The organism is Portibacter marinus, assembly GCF_021533195.1.
GTDB classification, from domain to species: domain Bacteria; phylum Bacteroidota; class Bacteroidia; order Chitinophagales; family Saprospiraceae; genus Portibacter; species Portibacter marinus.
Genome location: NZ_JAJNKB010000010.1, coordinates 144193 through 166123 on the forward strand (window position 1 = coordinate 144193; position 21931 = coordinate 166123).

The following is a 21931-nucleotide window of genomic DNA, read 5'->3' on the forward strand; positions in this document are numbered from 1 at the left end:
CATAAAGTTGATCAAATACTTTCGTACTTCAAGCATGGAACGTAAGTTGTATCATAGGACCTTTCAGCATTTTATAGCTCCGTCTCAAATCTTGTTTGAAAACTATAATACCCACGTTAAACTGACTTCTTATTTTCACCTAGCCTTTACATACCGTCAAAAACCTCCTTCTTTGGCTAATACCATTAAGATAGTCATTCCCGGCACTATTAATCAATATAGAAATTATGGGAATTTAATCGATGGTATTCAAGAGTATTCCAAGCGTTCTGACAGAAAAATGGAGATCGTTCTCTTGGGAAGAAATCATTCAGGCATAGACTTTCAGGTTTACAATACAGATCAATTAAGTTTTCACACTTTCAATGATTACGTCACAGAAGATAAATATTTACAAGAAATTCAAAATGCGGACCTGATGATACTTCCTCTTGAAGAATACATTGAATATAAAGGTGTGCTTGAAATTAAAGGTTCTAGCAACATTTCTGGCGGAATCAATGATGCAGCATTCGTTGGTTGCCCTATTATTATACCTGAGTTTTATCGGCATGGCTACTTAGAAAAATATATAAACTACTTCCGTGATGAAAGTTCGCTGATCAATCAAATCGGGAATGTACTTAATGATATCAATGCTCGACACAAAATGAATGGAACCTTGACCTACAACAAAATGGCAACAGTATGGAACACCGAGCAAATTCTAAAATTAGGTGCAGATGAAACTAACTCATAGTTTGATTCATTATCTAAAAACTTTTCCTTTCTATGCCCACATAAGGTATCACCCTATCATTGAAAGAATCCACCAAATTCTCATACCCGAGATTAAAGAGGTATTGGATACTGAGTTCCAATTTTATAACCTTGTCATCCCAAAGGAGAAAATAAACCTGGCATTTGACATCGGAGCTAGTATCGGAAATAATACCAAACATTTAAGGCGACTAGGAATTAAAGTCATAGCAGTCGAGCCTGAAAAAACCAACTTTCGGATTCTTAGGAACCGATTCCGAAAAGATTCCGGTGTTGTTGTCGTTAGAAATGTGGTTTCTGAAACAATGGGCGTATCGAAACTATTTGTTGAAAAAGGAAACTCACTACATACTGTTAACGAAAAATGGTTAAAGGCTGCACCAGCAAGAAGTAGCCATAAAGTTGTATATACCGGTATTCAAGAAGTTCAATCCATCACCATTAATGATCTTTTTCAACAATATGGAATACCTAATCTTATTAAAATCGATGTCGAAGGAAACGAACTTAAAGTCATCAAATCAATAGGTCAACCTATAGATTTTATCTTATTCGAAGCAAATCTTCCCGAATATTATTCAGAAACACTCAAAATCATTGAGCTTTTAGACGGATATCAGTTTCAGGTTTATCATCTAAAAAAAGATGGTTACACGTTACTTGGAAATGAAACTTGTTTGTCTGAACTCAATGAAATATCGGTAGAAATATTTGCTCAAAAAGCCTATTAAAATCCCCAATCTTCGACGTCAATACCAAATTCACTCTTTAATCTTAGCATATCTTTACGGAGTTCACTCTTGAAATCCAGAATTTGCTGGGGATTGAGCTTGAAAACCCGACCGGCGAAAAGTTTAGGAATGACCGTCTTTACAAAAGATTTTAATCCCGAGGGAAAAAAATGACCTAGCTGACCCATCTTTCTCATTAATGTTATTGCGTAGTAGTTTTCTGTAGCATAATGATTTTGAGGAGCAGAAAAGTCATGGACATTATCCTCTAGTTTTAAAAATTTTGTGATTACTTCCAGGTTTTTCTCCTGATTTTTGATGAAATCTTCAAATTTGATGACTAGTATGCGTTCGCGAGGAAAGAATTCTAAATACTGAGAAATTTGCATGTGATATTTACTAATGTCAAGCAAATGTTGCCAATCAATCTCTTCAGCATTGGCAGGATCGTTTCTATGAAAATTAAGATGTGATTCAATCCTTTCTATAGGATCCCTTACGATATAAATGAAATAAGGATTTTTACAAAATTCATAAATGTTTTTTGGAACTTCTTTGACTTCCGGAAATTTCGAATAGGATGTAGATCCATCCAATGTATATTTGTGAGAACCTATCAACGAAGGAAACAAACTTAGATAATCATTTTCTTTATATACTGGATTCCCCATATTTTCACTAAAATAGGCTGGCTCTTTCGTTATTCCAGGGCAGATCTGTTTACTTTGTGATAGTAGGTCATATAGATATGATGTGCCGCATTTCATTGCACCAATGATGAAAATCTGGTTTATAGAGTTTTTAGATACCATGCCCTTTCCGACTTTCTATGACATCGATCATAACATTTGTAAACTTTTTAAAGACTTCATGTTGGTCGAATTGCTCTTCCACATATTTTCGACCGGCTATTGCTTGTTGTTTCGTTAGTTCTGGATCCTCGATAGCTTTTCGTATTTTTTCAGATAAATCAACACTATCTCCAGGAGTAGCCATATAACCATTTTGTCCATTGTTCAAGACTTCTTTAATGCCTCCGGCAGAAGTAGAAATGACTGGCAGTCCAGTAGCCAGAGCTTCTATGTTAGCAACACCTAATGCCTCTCGTAATGCGGGTACACAGAAAAGGTGTGATTCATACATCAGGTTCAACACGGACTCCTGTGTCAAAGGGCCTAAAAAATGAATTTTTAAACCTGGAAATGAATTTGAAATTAACGTGCGTACTCTTCGATGGATATTCCCTACCACATGGATTTCGAATGTAAACTCTTGCAGCAATTTAATAGCCTGACATAATTCTACCAGACCGCCACGGATAGCGTCGCTCTTAATAAATAAAACCTTGATAGGATTTTTTTTACGGATGGCATTTCTTTCTTTAAACTTGAAGTAATTAAGGTCAATTCCTTTGTAAAGCGTGAATAATTTAGCCTTTTTCAATCCATATTCAGATACTAGATAATCTTTCAGATGATTAGAGTTGGAAATGACAAGATCTAAATGGTGAGCTGCTTTTTTCTCCAAAAATCTGGACTTGACCATGTGAAACCTCTGTTTGGAAAAGAAAGCAAATTGTCGACCTGCTCTCAATTTTTCATCATCGTTGATAAAACCTATGACAGGGATCGTTTTTAACTTAAGTGCTGTCCAGTATCCTAATATGGCATTTTTGAAAATAATGAGATCAGGTTCGAAGTCCAGTTTTTGTATGGCATGATAGTATTTAAAGTTGTCCAGGTACTCCCATAGAAAACCATTATATCTACCATATTCATGATTAAGTTTGATGACGTTTTTATGGGGATGATCTAAGTCCTGCGTAATTACAGTTAACTCAAAATTTTCACTCTTGTGACAGCTTCGAAAATAATTGTATACAAATTTTGAGGGACCATGAGTGATGGTCTGAAATGTAGATGAACAAATAACAATCTGATATTTTTTCTTAGGTTTCACTTACCAAAAAGAAGCTTTTTTACGATGATCGGATCCTTAACTATCAAATGCACTAGCATCATCACCTTTTTGCTTTTTCTCAAGATTGACGAGGAAGTTTCCCTGATATTTGAATTGGTATAATACATATAAGAATTGATAAAGTACCTGTTCATTTTCGAAGACCAATTACTCACCATGAGGATTTCATACCATTTTTGATAGAAGCTTGCTCTATAGTGGTGGTATTTTTCTTTATTTAAGATACTTCGATCGGGGTGTTGTCTGGCTTTTGCGATGATTCTATCACTTAATTTTCGTGTATTGCAATGCAATAATGCTCTTAATATGAAATCAGTATCTTCTGCTTGATATAGATTTTCGTCGAAATATCCAATTTGTTCAAAAACTTCTTTCTTAATGGTGCATGTACACAATGATGTCCAGCCTTTAGTTCCCAGAAAATAGTCTTCAAAGGCTTCGTAACCATGTTGATCACTATTAAAATAAATCTCATCAGAAGAGTACAAGTGATCTACATCTTTCAATTCTGCGCCAAAAAATCTAGCCCTTCCATGTATAAAGTCAACTGAAAGGTCATTTTTTATAATTGAAATTGTTTCTAAAAATCGATCTTTTTCATAGAGGTCGTCAGAATCTAAAAATGCAAGCCATTTGTTCTGCGCTTTTTTAATTCCTAAATTTCTGCTGGCTGCTGGACCTTTATTCTTTCTATTTACATGATGGAAAAGTTTGATTCGCTCGTCCTCTCCTAATAATTCCAAACAAATTTCATAGCTGCCATCCTGAGAACCGTCATCGACAAGGATTAATTCAGATACTTCTTTATGAAGCAATACTGAGTTTGCGGCTTCTTTTATATATTTTGCAGCATTGTATACCGGAATAATTACTGTAAAAAGCATCTGTAGTCCAGAATAATGAAAACGACCAAGATAAAGCCCAGAAACGGGATTATAGAATTTAACTATAAAGAAGTTTGGGAATATAGACAGCTTCTACTCTCTTTAGCATGGAGAGATATTAAAGTCAGGTATGTACAATCTATACTTGGATTCTCCTGGTTAGTCATCAAACCGCTTTTGAGTTTAGCTGTCCTGGCCTTCATTTTCAATCAAGTTATTAGGGTAGGAACGGATGGTGTGCCACCACTTCTTTTTACAGCTAGTGGAGTAGTGGTTTGGTCATTCTTTAGCAGTATCATAGACGATTCTAGCAATTCTATTTTGAATGCTCAGGAAATGGTTAAGAAGATTTATTTCCCCAGAATTGTACTCCCTGCATCTAAGGCATTATCAAGCTTGCCCGAATTTGTTGCCTCTATCTTGATACTCCTATTTCTTCTTTTGTACTTCGATATTGAGTGGACTCCCTCCATCTTATGGTTCCCATTGTTCATTTTGTTAATAATGCTATTAGGATCTGGACTTGGTATACTGATAAGTAGCCTAACCATTAGATATCGAGATCTGAAATTCGTAGTTCCTTTTTTTTTAAGGATAGGGTTGTATATTTCTCCTATTGCTTACTCTAGTAATTTAATACCTGATAAATATAGTTTTTTATTGTATCTCAATCCAATCGTTGGAATAGTAGACGGAATCAGATGGTCATTATTTGGTGTAACTTATGACTTCTCTCATATCTGGTTTTGTTGTATTTCAATACCTTTAATCTTTCTGGCCAGTAATTTTATTTTTTTCAAAAATGAGCACACCATTGCAGACATTATTTAGATGACTCGTGAAGTAATTAAGGTAGAGAATATCGGAAAGCAATATTTCATTAATAGATATAATGGAACATTGACAGGAAGCTTTCTCAGTAATTTTAGGAAGTCTAAAAAAGATTCTTTCTGGGCCTTGAAAAAGGTTTCTTTCGAGGTGGAGAAAGGGGAAACTGTTGGAATAATTGGTAAAAATGGAGCAGGTAAAAGCACGTTGCTTAAAATTCTATCTAAAATTACCCCTCCTTCAGAAGGGTCTGCAATTATTCATGGACGTGTATCTTCACTTCTGGAGGTCGGAACAGGTTTTCATCCAGAGCTGACTGGCAGGGAAAATATATTTTTGAACGGTTCTTTATTAGGTATGAAAAATGCCGAGATTCGCTCAAAGCTATCTGAAATCATAGCATTTTCAGGTATTGGTAATTTTATTGATACGCCAGTAAAGAAGTATTCTTCCGGCATGTACGTTCGCCTGGCCTTTTCGGTTGCTGCTCATTTAAATTCAGATGTGCTCTTTATCGATGAAATACTTTCTGTAGGAGATTATGAATTTCAGCAGAAGTGTTTAGGCAAAATTAATAGCCTATCTTCAGAAATGGGAAAAACGGTGCTTATGGTTAGCCATAATTTCAACTTAATACGTTCCTTTTGTAACCGAACCATTAAACTGGAAAATGGTCGTATTGCGATGGATGATGTGACCTCTATCGTTTTATCGAAAGAATTTGAGAACACATCAGACCATTTGACTGAAAAATTGGACTTAATTCACAACTTACAAGTTAGGCAAGTGGGCGACTCCATAGAAATCATCTTAGATTACCATTCGGAAAAGGAGGTTGTTTTCCCTAACTTTTCATTCGTGGTGAGTGATATTTTTAATAGAAACATTTTTGGAGGCAATACTATGTATGCAAAACCTCCGGACTCAACCACCTTTCCAAAAAAAGGTACCCTCAGAATTGTCATTACAGAGCCTGTGTTAACAGATGGTGATTACAATCTTTCTATTTGGTTTGGGATTAACAAATTCAAACAGCCCATTGAAAGCATCAATATTTTAAAATTTAGTATTAATGGTATGGCAAAATTACCTTTCAAGCTTAATTCCTTGAATTATGGAGCTGTTATTCCAAAATGGAAGTTTGATGTGGCAGAAAATTAGAAAGTTAATTTTATATATATTCGGAAAAATTCGTTCTATATTTTTGACTCGAAAATTTGGCATAAAGAAAGGTTACATACATAGAAAAAATGTTGACCATTTCAATGATTTGTCAAACACTGATCACTATCAAGATGAGGTTTACAAGTATGCATTTGAGCTACTTACCAAGTTTAATTATAATTCTATTGTAGACATTGGTTGTGGTTCTGGATACAAATTGAGAAAGTATTTTAAGGACTATGAATACATTGGAGTAGAAGTTGAACCTACACTTTCTGAATTAAGAAAGATGTTTGATAGTGCCAAGTATAAAACATTTGAAGAAATCAGAGGTCATAATTTTGACATCATTATATGTAGTGATGTAATAGAACACGTAGAAAATCCTTCCGCATTCATTTTGCAAATCATCAATGATATTAAATTTAAACATCTTGTATTAAGTACTCCTGAGAGAGATTTGGTAAGAGGTAGATATGATTATGGTCCACCTAAAAACAAATTTCACTACAGAGAATGGAATAGTCTTGAATTTCAAGACTTCCTTTCGACCTATCTTCGTGTAAAAGAACACCTTATCGTTGATCATAATCAAGGAACCCAGCTGGCTCATTGCCTAAATCAGAAATTGAATAATCAAAGTTCATAATGCATTGGTGGTGACTAAGAAATATAGCATTATTGTTTGCACCAGGAATCGTTCAGAAATCTTAGAGATCTGTCTGAATGAATTGTATCAGTACTATCCCGACAAACAGTCTGACTTTGAGATACTTGTAATAGATAATGGTTCAGTGGATAATACAAGGAGCGTTATAGATCACTTTAATCAGATAAAATATTATTTTGAAGGTACAGTGGGGTTATCAGCAGCCAGAAATAGGGGTATCAAAGAGGCAAATTCTGAGTGGATCATTTTCCTGGATGATGATTGTAAGATAGATTCTAAGTTCTATATTGAAATTCGGAAAATTGCCGATCTCCAAATCTATGAAGCATTTACAGGAATATTTAAACCCTGGTATAGGCAAAGGAAACCAGATTGGATTCCTGATTCTTTTGGTAGAAAAAAGATCTTTGCCACTGAAATTCAAGATTTAGGCAGGGATTACGTCAGTGGTGGCATTATGGGTTTCAAAAAAAATCTGTTTAACCAAACTGGCTTATTTCCACTGCATCTTGGAATGAAGGACTCGAAAATTGGTTATGGAGAAGAGACTTACATAATAGAAAAATTAAAAAATTTAAAGGTCAGAATAGGAATTAACCCAAACCTTATCATTTATCATTTGGTAAGATCTGAGAAACTAACCTTGCAATGGCATCTACGAAGCCAATTTGCACATCACAGAGATAGTTATATTATAAAGGGTGGAAAAGGGTACGTATATCTAGTGGCCTATCCTATAATTCTACTTATTCCGAATCTATTTTTAAGAGGGATAAAATTTAGCACTGATCCACTCTACAAGTGGCAAAACTTCGTTTTTGAAATGCTAGAACCCTTCTATGCGAGTGCCGGAGCCATTAAAGGAAAATTATCTCAAAATGACCATTTTTCCTAAATTGTTCTGGAAGTATTCTCCAATTCCTAGATCATACTTTTTTAGACGTTCATCATCTTTGTCTTTGGTTTCAACAGAATAGATGTAGACACCATTGGCAAGTCTGTTGCCAAATTGATCAGTACCATCCCACTTATACTGTGTTCTGTTAATACCTATTTTCAAAGGTCCAAGCTCTTCTTTGAATATCTCTTTGACCAATTGGCCACTCACTGTGTAAATTTTAATTTTTAAATCCTCTGGTATTTCACTTCCCGTTAAAGTAAATATAAATTGAGTAGAGCTGGAAAAAGGATTGGGATATGTTAGCACTTCAGAAATACTTTGATCAAGCACTATAGTGAAATCAACTTTCAAATTCAGATCACCTGACTTATTCTCAGATCTATCCGCACCATTAACGAGTAAGCTATAGGTTCCATCTTTTTCAAATTTCGGTTCTAGTTGAAATTTGATTACATTTTCTTGCGTGTTTTCAGGTAAAACTATCTGTAATCTTGGATCTGATATATCAATATTCTCCAAAGATCCATCTGGATGTATAATTCCCAGCTCTATTACAGAAGGGTCATCCAGTAAAAGATATTTGTTCTCATCTTTCAAGGTGATTTCAATCACAGGTTGAGAAGAAACTATATCCCCTGGCAAGATTGTAGTTCCATCAAACTTTGCCTCTATGATCGGGTTTCTGGAGTCTCCACGAACGTGAAATTCTTTAACACCAAAATTGTTTCCGTCAAATTGCTCTAAAGATTCATCTTCAGGATTGACTTCAATTAGAAATTGATAATCTCCGACCATATCTGAAGTGTTTCTCGAAAATTCAAATAATAAATTATTCTTTGAACCAGGAGATTTAACTTTCTCATACTTCTCTTCAATCTGATTCTGAGTATTGACTATGGAAGTTTTGATTAGAATACTATCACTGGCTACCCCTTGAACTTCACTGATGGGCATAGAGACTACAAGGCTTTGTCCTTGCTCTAAAGTATCACTTTGAAAACGATAATCATCGCTGTTTGTATTTAGTGCATAATCGGGATAAGACTCATAAAAAACCCTTAAGAAATTAACTTGAGGAGCTGTTCTATTAATATCCCTTGCCTCTACCTCAAGCTGCAAGTATGGATATTCTTCACTATTTATAGAAGAAATATCAATCTCTGTTTCAGTTAAACCTTCCATTAGAAGTGATTTATTTCCATTCTTTATGCCATAAAGATTCAAGGAAACAGAATCTGTAGCTTCCGGTAAATCATATTTCCAAATCACACGATCCCAAATCTTGGATGGACCAATGATATCACTATGATATTCACCGCCGGTGGTCATCCAGAAGACAGGTACCGTGTACTCTACTTCTGAATAAATGTCGTCTCCTATAATCTCAATTAACGGACCAGTACCTACATCATAAATGAAAAGATATGGAACTGTGCCTTTATCTTTAAGATCCCTGATTTTTTCTGCTCCTAAAGACTCTAAAACTGAAAACATATTATATCCGAGCTGAATGGAATCCTGTTCCCACTCCTCTGTTTTTAGATCTGCTTGATCATCTATTAAAATAGTGTATATGCAAACTCTGGTTCCCTCTGGTAACATCGATAATACTTCAATAAAATTTTTTCTGTCTTCAATCTTATCCATATTCCAGGCGAAAATATCACGCTGCGTAGGCAATGCTCCATACTTGGATGGGTCATCGTTTCTTACTGACCAAGTATATAGATCTCTGGCATGAATACTAAGGTAGGAACCAAAGTTGCTGTGGTTTAAAGACCCAAATGGTTGACCATCATATAGCAACCATCTCCTGGACTCCGTACTCAATCCTAAATCAAAGCGTAAATCATGTGGTTCTCGAACAAACTCCCACTGCCGGTTATCCCTCAAACCATATGTATCTCCTTCATTTTCCTGAATCTGATACAAATGACTCGAGTTATAGCCAAGATTACCATTCTCTAAATAAATAAATGAACTGGAATTCCAAATATATCCCACTTCCGGGTTTAACGAATCAGGGCTTACTCTCCAATAGTACACCGTGTTGTTTTCCAATTGAAATTCAGGAGCCCATTCAATTATTCCTCCTGATGCTTCTACTTTATTCTCTCTCAATTGAGCACTGTTAAAATCCAGGGTGGTATCGATCTGAAAAACATAAGTTTGGCGCTCCAAGAATACATTACTGGTTGAAGCTTTAAGCGAGAACGGACATTCAGAGTTCAACACACTCTTATTCGCTGGAAAGATTGTAGTAGCGCCTTGATCCAGAACGAAAAAGCTAAATCTCTGTCCATTATTAACCCTGCTTAAAGTATTGTTAGATTCAGCTACAGGAGAGGGTAATTCCTGTATTTGATCATCAGCATCTAGCGTAATTTCAATGCTATTGCGTCCTAAACCTGAAAGGCCTGGTTGAGGAATCTTCAGAGTAATGCTACTTCTTGAATGAGGTGCCTCTATCTTTGTGACCACGGCATAACGCAGCGAGTCATTTGGTAGATAGTGGTTTAAAGTAATTTGTAAACTGTCATCGTCACTTTTCTTGCCAATATTAACAACATCGAAATGAACCGAAAAACTATCAATATTGGTACTCACTATCTTTGGTAAAGTAGCAACGGTTTCATGGTCGACTATAAAATCAGGTCCTTCATAATGCTGAAGTCTTAAAGCTGGATCTCCATGATAAGTAAGTTGCTCCATCAGTATTTTAGTGGAAATACCTTCTATATCATTCCATGTTTTAATAACCGCTCTTAAAGCATCTCCAATTCCCAAGCCGTAATAATCTGTACCTAAATATTCATAAAATCTTTCTCCAAAGCTTCTCTGAATACTGATATAGGCTGCACCTGAAGACGCTAAAAAGGAAATGGCTCCTCTATCTTCTTCAATTACAAAATCTTCACTGACACCTAAAGTCGAGGTATGAACATTCCCCGAATGACAACCAAGCGAGATCATGAAAGGATATTTACCTTTATTATCGTATGCTGATGGATCTTCTATACTAAAATCAAAAGTACCTACTGCGGAGTGGCCGAAGAATGTCATCATAGCCACACCATTATTGATGATGTCCAGAATGCCTTCTGATAAAGACGATTGAATAGGCTCAGCCGAGTATTTTCTTACTGTTTCTACATCAGCACCAAACTTATTCTTCTCTATTTCCGACCTCATGGATTCCAGAGAATTAAAAAGAAACTCCTGAATATTTGGGTCTCCTCCACTCAGGTGTACTATCTTTTTTGTCCAGGCTTTGTCTTCAATGGTTTGAGGCAAAGACCTAAAGCTCTCGTGTTCTTGAATTTTATTGAGATAAATAGCTAAGTCATTACTTATCCGCGTTCCAATTCTGCCACTTGATAAAAGCGCGTAAGAACTATAGTTACCATTGGAGGTCAGCAAATTATCACTTCCAGGATACCCATAGGTAGGTACCGTAAAATCCTGATTAATAGGATTATCGATTTGTTCCTGAGTTCTATATACTGCATACTCTCTAGCCTTACCCACTAAAAACACATACTTGGGATTACTCCAGTTCTTCGTAACCCAATTCACAAAATTTTTCACCGAATAACTGTGTCTATGCACGCCATAGGAAAATTGCTCATACAAGTCCTCTACATTGACCACCACGGAATTATAGTTCCCTCCTGCTGCCGAGCTTCTGTAAGATGCATATGCCTCAACCTGGTTCGTAGATCCTTCCATCAAGCGTGGATGTGAAATAATGATAAAATCACCATCCATGTTACGATAATCCACGAAAGGCATTTTCTCCATCTCTGCCACCCTGATGATTGCTTCTCCACTATGATAAGCGATCATGTACCTGTCTTCATCTGATGCAGGAATTACAAAGCGATATTTACCATTAATCTCCTCAGGAATAATTCTACTTGCAGTCGCTGGATCATAAATTACAGGTTTACTTCCACCATCGAACCTGTCAACCTCCACAAAACGCTCTGTGAAGTCACCTTTAATATAAAATTCGAAGTATTGCTCATTTCCAAAATCAAACGCTCTTGGGTAATTCAAATCAACTATCGCCATAATGTTACGATCAAATTGATCTACTTTGCCTTCCAAACGAATTCTATTGTTGCTCTTTAATTCGCTGATATTAAAATCAATATTATCCTGATACACTCTGTATCCTGAATGCTCATATAGCTTTTTCACTTCTCCGTTTAACAGGAAATCAATCTTATGTGCGGTAGAGTTTGTCGTAAATCGAATATCTACAGAAGGTGTTAATCCAGCCTCCACAATATTCGTCGCTGCTAGGGTCACTTCGTTGTTTTGCCTCAGCGGTCCACCGAATCCTTCCCCGACGTCAAAGTGAGAATACCTGACATTGTCCGAACCATTATGGGTGGGCTTATGTACCCTGTTACTCAATACTTGACGCTCTTTATGCATGTAAAAGGATTCAAAAGGCCCACTCACTTCCTGGCTAATCACTTCATTGACCCGCAAATTCGTATCCCCGTTGTTCCAGGTCAAAAAATAGGCCGCAGTATCGGTGAATAAGCTATACTCCGGATTTAACTGCATGATTTCCGGATTCTGATAAAAGATTGCATCTAATTCACCCCGATTCTTCCTCCCGTAAAACTCAATGTAATCACCATCGCCCATTCTCCCTTGATTACTAACATATATAGGGTAGGCCTTTCCATTGTGATACAATTGATAATTAGCACCTTCCAGCGATCCCGCTGGTATACCCGAAGCCCCTAATTGTGGAAGTGTTATCCTATAAATGCCATCTTCCGCAACTGAAATTTTATAGTATTCTTGATCATAATTGATCCATTCATTGCCGTAGAGAGTGTCACCTCCCTCTGAGACAAATTGGGCATTTAAGCCTGGTATTATGGATGCAAATAAAAAAAGTAGTAGAATCTTATTCATTACCAAAAACTGTTATGTTGGTCTCAATTTCCCTTGTTTCATACATTGTAGATAAATACCTAACGATCATCTTTTCAATTTAATTCGAATTCCTCCCCCGTTTTTCGCGTTTTTTTGTCAAATTCAGGTCTAAATTGGCAATCAATGTGACCGCACTATTTTTTATCTTCTCTGTTTCTATACTGCTGCAATTATCATACTGGATTTTTTTTTATGTCAATGTTACACCTGGGAAGCCCCAGAAAAGGCCGAAAGCAAATAAAAACTCTTCAGTTTCAATTGTCATATGCGCTAAAAATGAAAGTCATAATGTGCGCCAAAACTTTCCAGACTGGATCCTACAGCTAGGTGATAACGACGAGTTGGTAATCGTGGATGATTTCTCTACGGATCAGACTTACGATTTAGCTAGATCCCTCTGTGAGTTGAACCAAACTCCATATTGCAAAGTCATCAAGGCTAGTGAAGACATACCTGGAAAAAAAAGAGCTTTAGCCGACGGAATCAATTCATCCTCTAAGAACTATATTTTAGTTACAGATGCAGATTGCCAACCAGGACCTTTGTGGAAATCATCAATGACCGCAGAAATAGAAATGCCGACTGAAATATTACTCGGTTATGCTCCATTTCACAAAAAACCAGGTTTTCTCAACCTCTTTCAAAGATTTGAGTGTGTCTTAACGGCGCTTCAATACTATTCTTTGGCACATGTGGGTTTTCCTTACATGGGGGTTGGGCGCAATCTGCTATTTAAAAAATCCCTTTTTGATGAATCTATTTATGACTTTAATGCTGAGAATTCTGACTATTTAGCGTCGGGTGATGACGATCTTCTGGTATCAGCATTAGCAAATGAAAAGAATACGAAAACCGTCCTCAATCCTGACAGCTTTGTCTATTCCGAAGCTAAAAAAGATTGGAGTTCTTATTTTAAACAAAAATCCAGACATATTACCTCATCTGTAAAGTACAAACCGATCATCAAGCTTTTTTTGGCCATATTTTCTACTACGCAGATCGTCAGTAATTTACTTTTCATCCCATTAATATTTACGGAATATTGGAAGTTCGCACTTGGTTTATACTTCTTGAAAAGTATTACTGCAACATTGACCTACTTAAAAGCTTCCCGAATCTTTCAGGAAAGAAACTTATTTTATTTCACACCCATCATGGAGCTGAGCTTAACTTTGTATTATGTAATTTTATCCCTCAGTTATCCATTTAAGAAAAAAACAGATTGGAATTAATCAACAAATATTTTCCTAAGCTCAGTGCGCTTCAACAGAAACAACTGGCTTCACTACCTGAACTCTACCGTGAATGGAACGAGCGGATTAATGTGATTTCTAGAAAAGATATGGACAACATTGTCTTACATCACATTCTCCACTCATTGTCAATAGCGAAATTCATTCGATTTCGAAAGGGGACCAACTGCCTGGATTTAGGAACAGGAGGAGGGCTGCCTGGTATTCCATTGGCCATAATGTTTCCTCAAACAGAATTCACTTTAGTGGATGGAACCAGCAAAAAGATTGCGGTTGCTTCCTCCATCATCGATGCTATAGGACTACAAAACTGCCAGGCATTTCCTAAGAGAGCTGAAGAAATGAAAGCCAGATATGATTTTGTACTGGCTCGCGCAGTAACCAGACTGGATAAATTGATGACATTCGTGCGACCATTGATTAGCAGTGAAATGAAAAATGCCATGCCCAATGGTTTGATTACTTTAAAAGGGGGTGATTTAGAAGAAGAGTTGAAAGAAGTGAAAGGCGCAAAGGAGCAAGTAGCTATTTATGATTACTTTCAAGAGGAGTTTTACAAGAACAAGTATATTGTGTATGTGCCAATGTATTAAATAAATGGAGCTTTTAGACTACAGATTATTTCAAATAGGAAGTTATGAATTTCAAATTCATCAGCTAGTCTCCATAATTCTCATCACCATCTTTGGCATCACTGTTTTTAGATGGCTAAAGGTTTATCTCAATCCAAAAATTCGCGACTGGGAGACTGTAACGGATGCACAACGCAAAAAACTGATGCGCATCATCAGCATGTTCTTTATTTTTCTTGGAACGCTTGCCGTTGTTTTCGTGTTGGGCCTCAACTTCAATATTAGTCCTACTACAGGAACGCCCATATACATATCATTTATTCTTGAAGCACTGGCCATTATTCAGTTTGCAAGACTTCTGGACTGGATTGTTTCCAGCTATTTTATACACCGAAACTTTGTCCGCAGAGATGATGAAAAGGAAGCCCCTAAAGAAAGAGATACTGAAGGTATTGCTACCAGAACTGTTCAATTTTTAGTCTATATCATTGCACTTATTCTGATTATTAGAACACTTGATCTGGATTACGTGCTCACCACCGTACAATTGAAGGATGGCAATCCTTTTGATCTGAAGCTTTCTAATGTTTTTGGGGCCATAGCCATATTTTTAGTCGGACGTTTACTGATTTGGATCATTACCCAATTGTTTTTATACGGATATTATAAGAGGAAAGGGATCGATATTGGTGCTCAATTTGCCGTGAATCAATTGATATCTTATGTGGGTTACTTTATCGCCATTTTGTTGGCTTTAGAGACTATGGGAATCAACATGACTTTAATTTGGGGTGGTGCTGCAGCTCTCTTGGTTGGAGTGGGATTGGGGTTACAACAAACTTTCAATGATTTCTTTTCGGGAATTGTGTTGTTGTTTGAAAGAACTGTTAAAGTTGGCGATATCGTCCACATGGATGGTTTAACCGGCATGGTAAAGAAAATAGGGTTGCGCGCAAGCATTGTCGAGTCCAGAGATGCTGTTTCTGTTATCGTTCCCAATTCCAAGTTGGTCAATGAATCGATAGTCAACTGGTCTCATTTATCTGACAATATTCGTTTTCACATTAGTGTGGGAGTGGCATATGGCTCCGATACCGAATTGGTAAAGAAGTTGCTTCTGCAAGCCGCAAAAGAGAATAAGCAAGTCTTAAAATTTCCGGCTCCTTTTGTCCGGTTTATGGAATTTGCGGATAGTTCCCTAAATTTTGATCTATACTACTTCTCGAAGCAGTTGTTGACGGAGCAGGATGTAAAGAGTAATCTAAGATTCAGAGTGGATGAGCTATTCCGGTCTAATAAGATCAAAATTCCATTTCCTCAATCAGAGATTTACGTACACAGACAAGGCGAGTAGGACGTTTTAGTCCTGTTATCTGACAATCTTCACAGATGTACCTTGGCTAACCTGCTGATTAACTTCCATACCATTCAAAATTGCCAACTCTTCATATCTATTAGAAGGCATGTTATAAGACCTCATCACTTGAGCAAATGATGCTGTTTGTTTAGCCTGCACAATATCTATTCTCTCAGCTTGTACATTGAGTCTAGCTGGATCTGTCAACCTCTTGAAATTGGTCATGATGTAATCAAAAGTTTGCTCATATCTGTTGAAGTCTCCCTCTTGTGTCACACCGTGAAACACATAAATGGTATTATCATAATCTATCAATACTGTCTGCACCGCCAAGGTTTGAGATTGCCCATTTTGTCCCTGACTTACTTGTCTTGAAACCATACCGTATGCCGGAAAACCGCCAATGGTCATATTCTGATCTCTCACCACCTGCAAATTGAGGTTTTGAACGATTTCCTGCTGAGCGGCTTGAATTGATTTTTGTGCAGAAAGCGTAAATATAGATAATGCTTTACCGTCTTTGGAAGCCATCTGTACCTGCGTAGGAGCATTAATCAATTGCCAGCCATTAGGGTACGGAAACTGAAATCTTAAATCAGGATGATAAAATACATTATTGTCAGTATACCCTTGTCTCGGATCTTCACCATAGACCATATTGTCGATCATTCGTAAATATTCCTCACGATTGACTTTCAGATTTGTTGCGCCATTTTCCTCCTGCCATTCCGTTGCCAGTTTATTGACCTTTTGATACCTTCTACCCGGATTTGGATGGGTAGACATAAATTCTGGTATTCGACCTGCCTCTGTATTCTCAGTCTTTCTCTCCAAAGTTCTAAAGAAATCAGCCATTTCATGGGCATCATAACCAATATATGAGGAGTAATTCACGCCCAAAATATCGGATTGAGATTCATTGGATCTGCTAAAGCTTAAAAATAAAAGGCCTAATCCCTGCTGTGCCTCCTCTGCAAATTGCCTGAATTCGGGAGAAATAATGAGCCCTCCGATAAAAAGAATCTGTCCCAATGTCTGTTTGGTATATTGTTCAGCCGAGTGCCGCGCCGTGACATGTCCGATCTCATGACCCAGTACTCCGGCAAATTGTGCCTCATTATTAAAGTGAGCCATGATTCCTCTTGTGAAGTAGATATATCCACCTGGCAAAGCAAACGCATTGATCACTGGAGAATCCAAAATCTTAAATTCAAAATCTTCATCCGGTGTATGCGACCTCGCAACCATTTGCTGGCCTTTCTGCTTTATAAAGCTCTGTAACTGTTGATCTTCATAGAGCCCAAATTGAGATACGATCACGGGATCATTTTGCGCTCCAATTTGCTCCTCTTGCTCCGGAGTCATAAAGCTTACTTGCTTCCGGCCTGTGACTGGATTTCTGATACATGCAGGTATAACAGTGATAATGCATAGAATAATGGAAGTGATGGAAAGTCTATTAATCATCTTTATAATTATCAAATTTTACAACTTTGGTCTGTGAACTTGTAACTACTAAAACAAAGTATTATTGCTGTCCGCTACAGGTTCAATAAGTGTCGGATCATTTTCTTTGACACTGTTGACCTTCGTTGAAACTCGATAGGCTTTCATGTTGTTCGGTGGATAGTCGATGACCAATTGAACAGCTTCTTTCCCAGATAATTCGGGGTCTAACCACATTTCCTCCTGTTCGGGAAGTAAGATTGCCGGCATCCTGTCATGAATTCCTTCCATGACTTCCGTAGGTGGTTTGGTAATCACAGAAAAGGTATAAACTTCTTCTCCCTCAGGAGATTTCCATCGTTCCCATATACCTGCAACAGAAAATATCTCCTGGTCCTTTGTGACAATACGATAGGGTAATTTTTCTTTGCCAGATCTCTTCCATTCATAGAATCCATCCATTGGCACAAGACACCTCCTTGATTCAATGGCTTTTTTATAACTGTTCTTCTCCAGAATAGTCTCAATTCGGGCGTTGATCATTTTATATGCTATCTTTTGATCTTTTGCCCAAAATGGTAAGAGACCCCATTTAAAAATATGAAAATGCTGAGGATCTTCTGATGTGACTACAGGCATATAATGAGTAGGGGCTACATTATAATTTGGCAACGGGTTGTATCGCTCCAATTCGTCACTATAGAATGTAGCGTGAAAACGTTCCTCTAGCTCTTTTTCAGATTTGGTTAATGAGGATCTACCACACATTATTTCTTAGTATGTACATAACAATCTATTCCTTTCTGTTTCAGTGTGCTTGCTATTCTGCTGGCCTCATCATATGAGTTATATCTACCCGCAGTAATCGTATGGTACTTACTATCGTCAAACTTTACAACCTCAGCAGAACCGTACCCCAGATTTTTTAATTTATCCACCATCTTCGAAGCATTATCCTGAATTAAATAACTGCCGGCTACCACAAAATAATTTCCGCCAGAATTTGAAGTGGTGGAACTTGATGAATTGGTGGAACGCTTAGGGGTAGTCGAATTTTTTTTGCTGGCAGCATTAATCTCGGCCTTTTCTGTCTCTGTTGCTTCAAAACTGAAGTCTTCTTTGGGATAATCTACGACATCTTTTTCAGTAGCCTGAAACTCAGGATCCATTTCTGTGTTAGCAGGATACTCTACTTCAACCCCAGCTCTTGACGCCTCTTCAGTTGATTCAAAATATTCATCATAAATTTCCTCATCCGAACTATAATCATCGTCATCCGAGTCCTCATAATAATCAGATTGATCCTTCTTACCTTTACACGATTCCAATCCGAAAGAAGTGCCTAGAAAGATTGCAAGCAATAAAGTCAGGGTCAGAAAATATTTTATAGTACTATTCATTGTTGTCTATTCTTGGGATAAAATTACAAATATTTATAATATGTAATAACGCTGATAATCTATTTTTTATTAGACCCATCCATTAAAAAGACCGTTGCACTGATGTGTCAACAGTCTTTTGTTTATAAGTTAAACGCTGATTTACTGGCGTAAAACTGACTTCTTTAATCTGATAATAATACGAAAAGCTAACTTGTTATGTTATCAAATTAATGAACCAATCTTTACGCACTTTTTTTATAAAAATAAACTCAATCTTGACCTATGCTGGATAAACTTTCCTTTTTGATATCCAATTTGTGTAATATTAAATGAATCTTCTTTTCATCTTCCCAAGAGCTTCCAAATACCATGATATCATCTCCATTTCTATAGGTATGTATAGTAGCAATATCCTGAGAAGGCTGAATGTTTTTAAGGTATCCGCTTTGACCATCATAGATGCCATAACTCGTGTAGACTCCATTCTCATAGCCTACTTTGGATTTGATCAATAGCTTGTTGTTGTTTAAGTACTCGAACGATATAATATTCTTCTTACTGCCTATGTCTGTCAGCATATATGCGGTAGAAGTTTTAAGTAGCTCTCCCTTACTGCTGAAATGTAAAAACTGAAAATCAACTCCATTTTCCGAGGCAATACACAAGATGTTTCCGTTTTCTAAACTGGTAGCATATTTATAATCAGTACTGGCTTCCGGCCTGTCTTCATATTTGTTTCTTAAGTCCTGTGCTACTTCAGTATAGGCTTTTTCTTTGAATCGAATCATTTGAGAGGATCCATTATCTACTTGATATGTATAATAGCCCTCTGAAACTTTATTCTTTTTGTTACCAGAAGTGTGTAAGTATACCATCTTTACATTATCCAGATCTAATACTTTATCCACCTTTTGATCTGCCATTTCTTTGGATTTGGGTTCGAAAGGCAGTATGATTTCCGTTTCACCCTCGTAGATACCCTTATGGTCAAAGAACAATATTTTTTGTGCCGATGTATTTTGATCTTCATTAGCTTTTCCTCCGGACTCCAACATTGCAATATAGAACCCTGCCTCAGAGCCATCTTTTTTGTTGATTATCCCACTTGTATGGATGTCATATGCTTTTTCAAAGGTGATTTCTTCATCTCTCAATACCTCCCCTTTCTTATCCAGGGCAACGAACCTATATTCTTTATGCTCATTAAACTTCAAGGATTTATCATCTATTTTCCTTCCGTGGGCCAGTAGTGTTAGGGGTAGGTCAATGTTTGCAGCTGCATATTGATGCATTAAAACCCAAGTACCATGTTCTGAGGTTGGATTAAAGTTATTAGTGTGGGATTTCTTAGAAACTTTACCTTTATCATAGTTTTCGGTCAGAAATTCATATTGACCATTCTTAAAGCTGATATGACTGATTTCGTGGTATTCATCATTATTACGAACTGATGAAATGATCGGATATTTGGAAATGATTTTATCCAAAGATGGATCATTCGATGTCCCTACCCTGTATTGTATCAACTTGGGTAGACCCCTTTTGTACATGGTGTAGGGAGTCGTCACTTCTTCTTTGATGGTAATGGAAAAAAGTGAATCCATATTACCATCTTCGTTTAAGTAGTAATGGTTGAACACGTGATAATCCAGTGCTGGATTGATCACCTGCCCTCTAGTGGAAACCATGGTTCCTTGCTCCTTGGTTTTAAAAAGAAAATTGTAACCGTCATTTTCAGGTTCAATGTATGGACCCTGGTCTATGGTGTCATAGAGATTAACGGTGGTTTCAAATTGGGCGATGGCTTGGCATAGGCTAAAAATTAGTAATAGTGCGATTTTGCAAATTGTTTTCATAATCAATAGTTTAAGCCCTGGAGAAAACACTCCTATAATGATTTAGAAACAACAGAAAAGCTTTCCCCTCATTAAACTTCCAACAAAGTCAAATACTTTACATAAATAGAACCTTTATGGGTCTGAAAATATGGTATCTCCCTTAATCAACCATGAAGTTCCGAATGCCCATAATGCAATAGATTCTAACCAGAATATCGGTTTCGTTGCCGATTCAATCCATTCATTAAATACAAAAAAGATAACTCCGCTGGCCACAACACAAAACAAAATGATAATGGCACAGACCCTAAAAATGACATTTCTTTTCTTTTTTTGATCGGTTATCGGGCTGGAAGGGTCAGATCTGGTAAATAAGAACCAGGACATAAAAGCCAGAACCAATAAAAATAATGCCGCAGCAATCAAATGAATGGTTTGGGTAAGCTCGTTGTCGTACAGGGCCACTCTATCGCAATTTTGAAACTGCTTCATCAAAGCATCCATACCACTGTCGAAATTTTCTGTGAAGACTGTGCGTAATTCTTGATGTCCTTTGGTGGGAAATAGCGCTATAATCAATGCCAGAAAAGAAGCTATCCTACTCATAATAAGGTCTATGGGATCAGGCCCTTTGTACGAAAAAAGGAAGAAAGCCAGACTGGCAAGAATGGCAACCAGGACATTTCTCATACCAGTGTGATAATAGTAACTGATAGAGTGAAAAATTTGATCGCATTCAAATAAAATAAAACTTCCCAACACCAATACTATTGGTAAAGCGATCCCCAGAATTCCGATACTCCTGCGAAGAACCTTATAGTTGATGACGTAGTTGTGGGGCTGGCGCTTATCCATAATGATACTTGTGGTGATTTCTTATAAGAGAGAAATGTTTGATATTTGTGACCCCCGATTATTTAGATTTCAATGATTGATCTATGATGATATAGTGTATGTGCTCTACGATTGGAGCTAGTGGAATCGACATTGTGGATGGCAGAGGTGCTTTGATTTCATTCAGTATCAAGAGTATTTTGGCCAACTTTTGTATTCAGTGAATACCAATCATTAGCATTCCCGGGTGTTCTCGGAAATGAAGAGCGAATGTTCCCTTCGGGTGAAGTCCGACAGGGCTTCAAATGAGCGAACCGCGAAAGCGGATGGGCGGCCATGTTATTCCATTTCTGACCAACATGTATACATATAG

At 37.0% G+C, this 21931-nt stretch carries 19 protein-coding genes; 9 read left to right on the forward strand and 10 right to left on the reverse strand.

The window, feature by feature from the left end; translation table 11 throughout:
• The first annotated feature begins 172 nt into the window (after window positions 1-172).
• Window positions 173-739, forward strand: a complete 567-nt coding sequence (locus tag L2567_RS18520) for a glycosyltransferase family protein (RefSeq protein ID WP_235299332.1) — start codon at window positions 173-175, stop codon at window positions 737-739.
• A complete protein-coding gene (locus tag L2567_RS18525) occupies window positions 723-1490 on the forward strand; it encodes an FkbM family methyltransferase (protein WP_235299334.1) in 768 nt (255 codons plus the stop codon). Before L2567_RS18520 ends, L2567_RS18525 begins: the two co-directional genes overlap by 17 nt.
• Here L2567_RS18525 and L2567_RS18530 read toward each other — a convergent pair.
• From L2567_RS18530 to L2567_RS18540, 3 genes are read right to left on the reverse strand one after another with little or no spacing between them, the layout of a single operon-like run.
• Window positions 1487-2302, reverse strand: coding sequence for a sulfotransferase family protein (locus L2567_RS18530; RefSeq protein ID WP_235299336.1), 816 nt, complete (start codon window positions 2300-2302; stop codon window positions 1487-1489). The two genes, L2567_RS18525 and L2567_RS18530, sit on opposite strands and share 4 nt — an antisense overlap.
• Window positions 2292-3449, reverse strand: a complete 1158-nt coding sequence (locus L2567_RS18535) for a glycosyltransferase family 4 protein (RefSeq protein WP_235299337.1) — start codon at window positions 3447-3449, stop codon at window positions 2292-2294. The genes L2567_RS18530 and L2567_RS18535 overlap by 11 nt, the downstream gene beginning before the upstream one ends.
• A complete protein-coding gene (locus tag L2567_RS18540; RefSeq protein ID WP_235299339.1) occupies window positions 3446-4354 on the reverse strand; it encodes a glycosyltransferase family 2 protein in 909 nt (302 codons plus the stop codon). Before L2567_RS18540 ends, L2567_RS18535 begins: the two co-directional genes overlap by 4 nt.
• Before the next feature lie 15 nt (window positions 4355-4369).
• On the opposite strand from L2567_RS18540, the gene L2567_RS18545 reads away from it, so the two are divergent.
• The 4 genes from L2567_RS18545 (at window position 4370) to L2567_RS18560 (ending at window position 7911) form a co-directional block, all read left to right on the forward strand.
• Window positions 4370-5185, forward strand: a complete 816-nt coding sequence (locus tag L2567_RS18545) for an ABC transporter permease (RefSeq protein ID WP_235299340.1) — start codon at window positions 4370-4372, stop codon at window positions 5183-5185.
• 147 nt (window positions 5186-5332) lie between these two features.
• Entirely contained in the window at window positions 5333-6343 is a 1011-nt protein-coding gene (locus tag L2567_RS18550; RefSeq protein ID WP_235299342.1) for an ABC transporter ATP-binding protein, read from the forward strand.
• 43 nt (window positions 6344-6386) lie between these two features.
• Entirely contained in the window at window positions 6387-6995 is a 609-nt protein-coding gene (locus L2567_RS18555; protein ID WP_235299344.1) for a class I SAM-dependent methyltransferase, read from the forward strand.
• A 10-nt stretch (window positions 6996-7005) separates the two neighbouring features.
• The gene (locus tag L2567_RS18560) at window positions 7006-7911 is read left to right on the forward strand and encodes a glycosyltransferase family 2 protein (RefSeq protein ID WP_235299346.1); all 906 of its coding nucleotides are present in this window, start codon (window positions 7006-7008) and stop codon (window positions 7909-7911) included.
• Here the strand turns inward: L2567_RS18560 and porU2 are convergent.
• On the reverse strand, window positions 7885-12855 hold the full coding sequence (gene porU2, locus L2567_RS18565; RefSeq protein ID WP_235299348.1) for a putative type IX secretion system sortase PorU2: 4971 nt from the start codon (window positions 12853-12855) through the stop codon (window positions 7885-7887). The two genes, L2567_RS18560 and porU2, sit on opposite strands and share 27 nt — an antisense overlap.
• Before the next feature lie 146 nt (window positions 12856-13001).
• Here porU2 and L2567_RS18570 point away from each other — a divergent pair, with 146 nt between their 5' ends.
• From L2567_RS18570 to L2567_RS18580, 3 genes are read left to right on the forward strand one after another with little or no spacing between them, the layout of a single operon-like run.
• Window positions 13002-14108, forward strand: a complete 1107-nt coding sequence (locus L2567_RS18570) for a glycosyltransferase (RefSeq protein WP_319942139.1) — start codon at window positions 13002-13004, stop codon at window positions 14106-14108.
• Entirely contained in the window at window positions 14099-14722 is a 624-nt protein-coding gene (gene rsmG / locus L2567_RS18575; RefSeq protein WP_235299351.1) for a 16S rRNA (guanine(527)-N(7))-methyltransferase RsmG, read from the forward strand. Before L2567_RS18570 ends, rsmG begins: the two co-directional genes overlap by 10 nt.
• Before the next feature lie 4 nt (window positions 14723-14726).
• Window positions 14727-16055 carry a mechanosensitive ion channel family protein gene (locus L2567_RS18580; protein ID WP_235299352.1) on the forward strand — a complete coding sequence of 443 codons (1329 nt, stop codon included), beginning with the start codon at window positions 14727-14729 and terminating at the stop codon, window positions 16053-16055.
• A gap of 15 nt (window positions 16056-16070) precedes the next feature.
• Here L2567_RS18580 and L2567_RS18585 read toward each other — a convergent pair whose 3' ends face one another.
• The 6 genes from L2567_RS18585 to L2567_RS18610 all read right to left on the reverse strand — a co-directional run.
• Complete coding sequence (locus L2567_RS18585) at window positions 16071-17525, reverse strand: M48 family metalloprotease (protein ID WP_235299353.1); 1455 nt, start codon at window positions 17523-17525, stop codon at window positions 16071-16073.
• 48 nt (window positions 17526-17573) lie between these two features.
• On the reverse strand, window positions 17574-18272 hold the full coding sequence (locus tag L2567_RS18590; RefSeq protein WP_235299354.1) for an SOS response-associated peptidase: 699 nt from the start codon (window positions 18270-18272) through the stop codon (window positions 17574-17576).
• Window positions 18272-18904, reverse strand: a complete 633-nt coding sequence (locus tag L2567_RS18595; RefSeq protein ID WP_235299355.1) for an SPOR domain-containing protein — start codon at window positions 18902-18904, stop codon at window positions 18272-18274. The genes L2567_RS18590 and L2567_RS18595 overlap by 1 nt, the downstream gene beginning before the upstream one ends.
• A 251-nt stretch (window positions 18905-19155) precedes the next feature.
• The gene (locus tag L2567_RS18600) at window positions 19156-20742 is read right to left on the reverse strand and encodes a hypothetical protein (RefSeq protein WP_235299356.1); all 1587 of its coding nucleotides are present in this window, start codon (window positions 20740-20742) and stop codon (window positions 19156-19158) included.
• Window positions 20743-20856: 114 nt separating this feature from the next.
• Window positions 20857-21579 carry a hypothetical protein gene (locus L2567_RS18605; protein ID WP_235299357.1) on the reverse strand — a complete coding sequence of 241 codons (723 nt, stop codon included), beginning with the start codon at window positions 21577-21579 and terminating at the stop codon, window positions 20857-20859.
• Between the two features lie 158 nt (window positions 21580-21737).
• Window positions 21738-21931 (reverse strand): hypothetical protein (locus tag L2567_RS18610; RefSeq protein ID WP_235299358.1); only part of this gene is annotated, 194 nt, incomplete at its 5' end.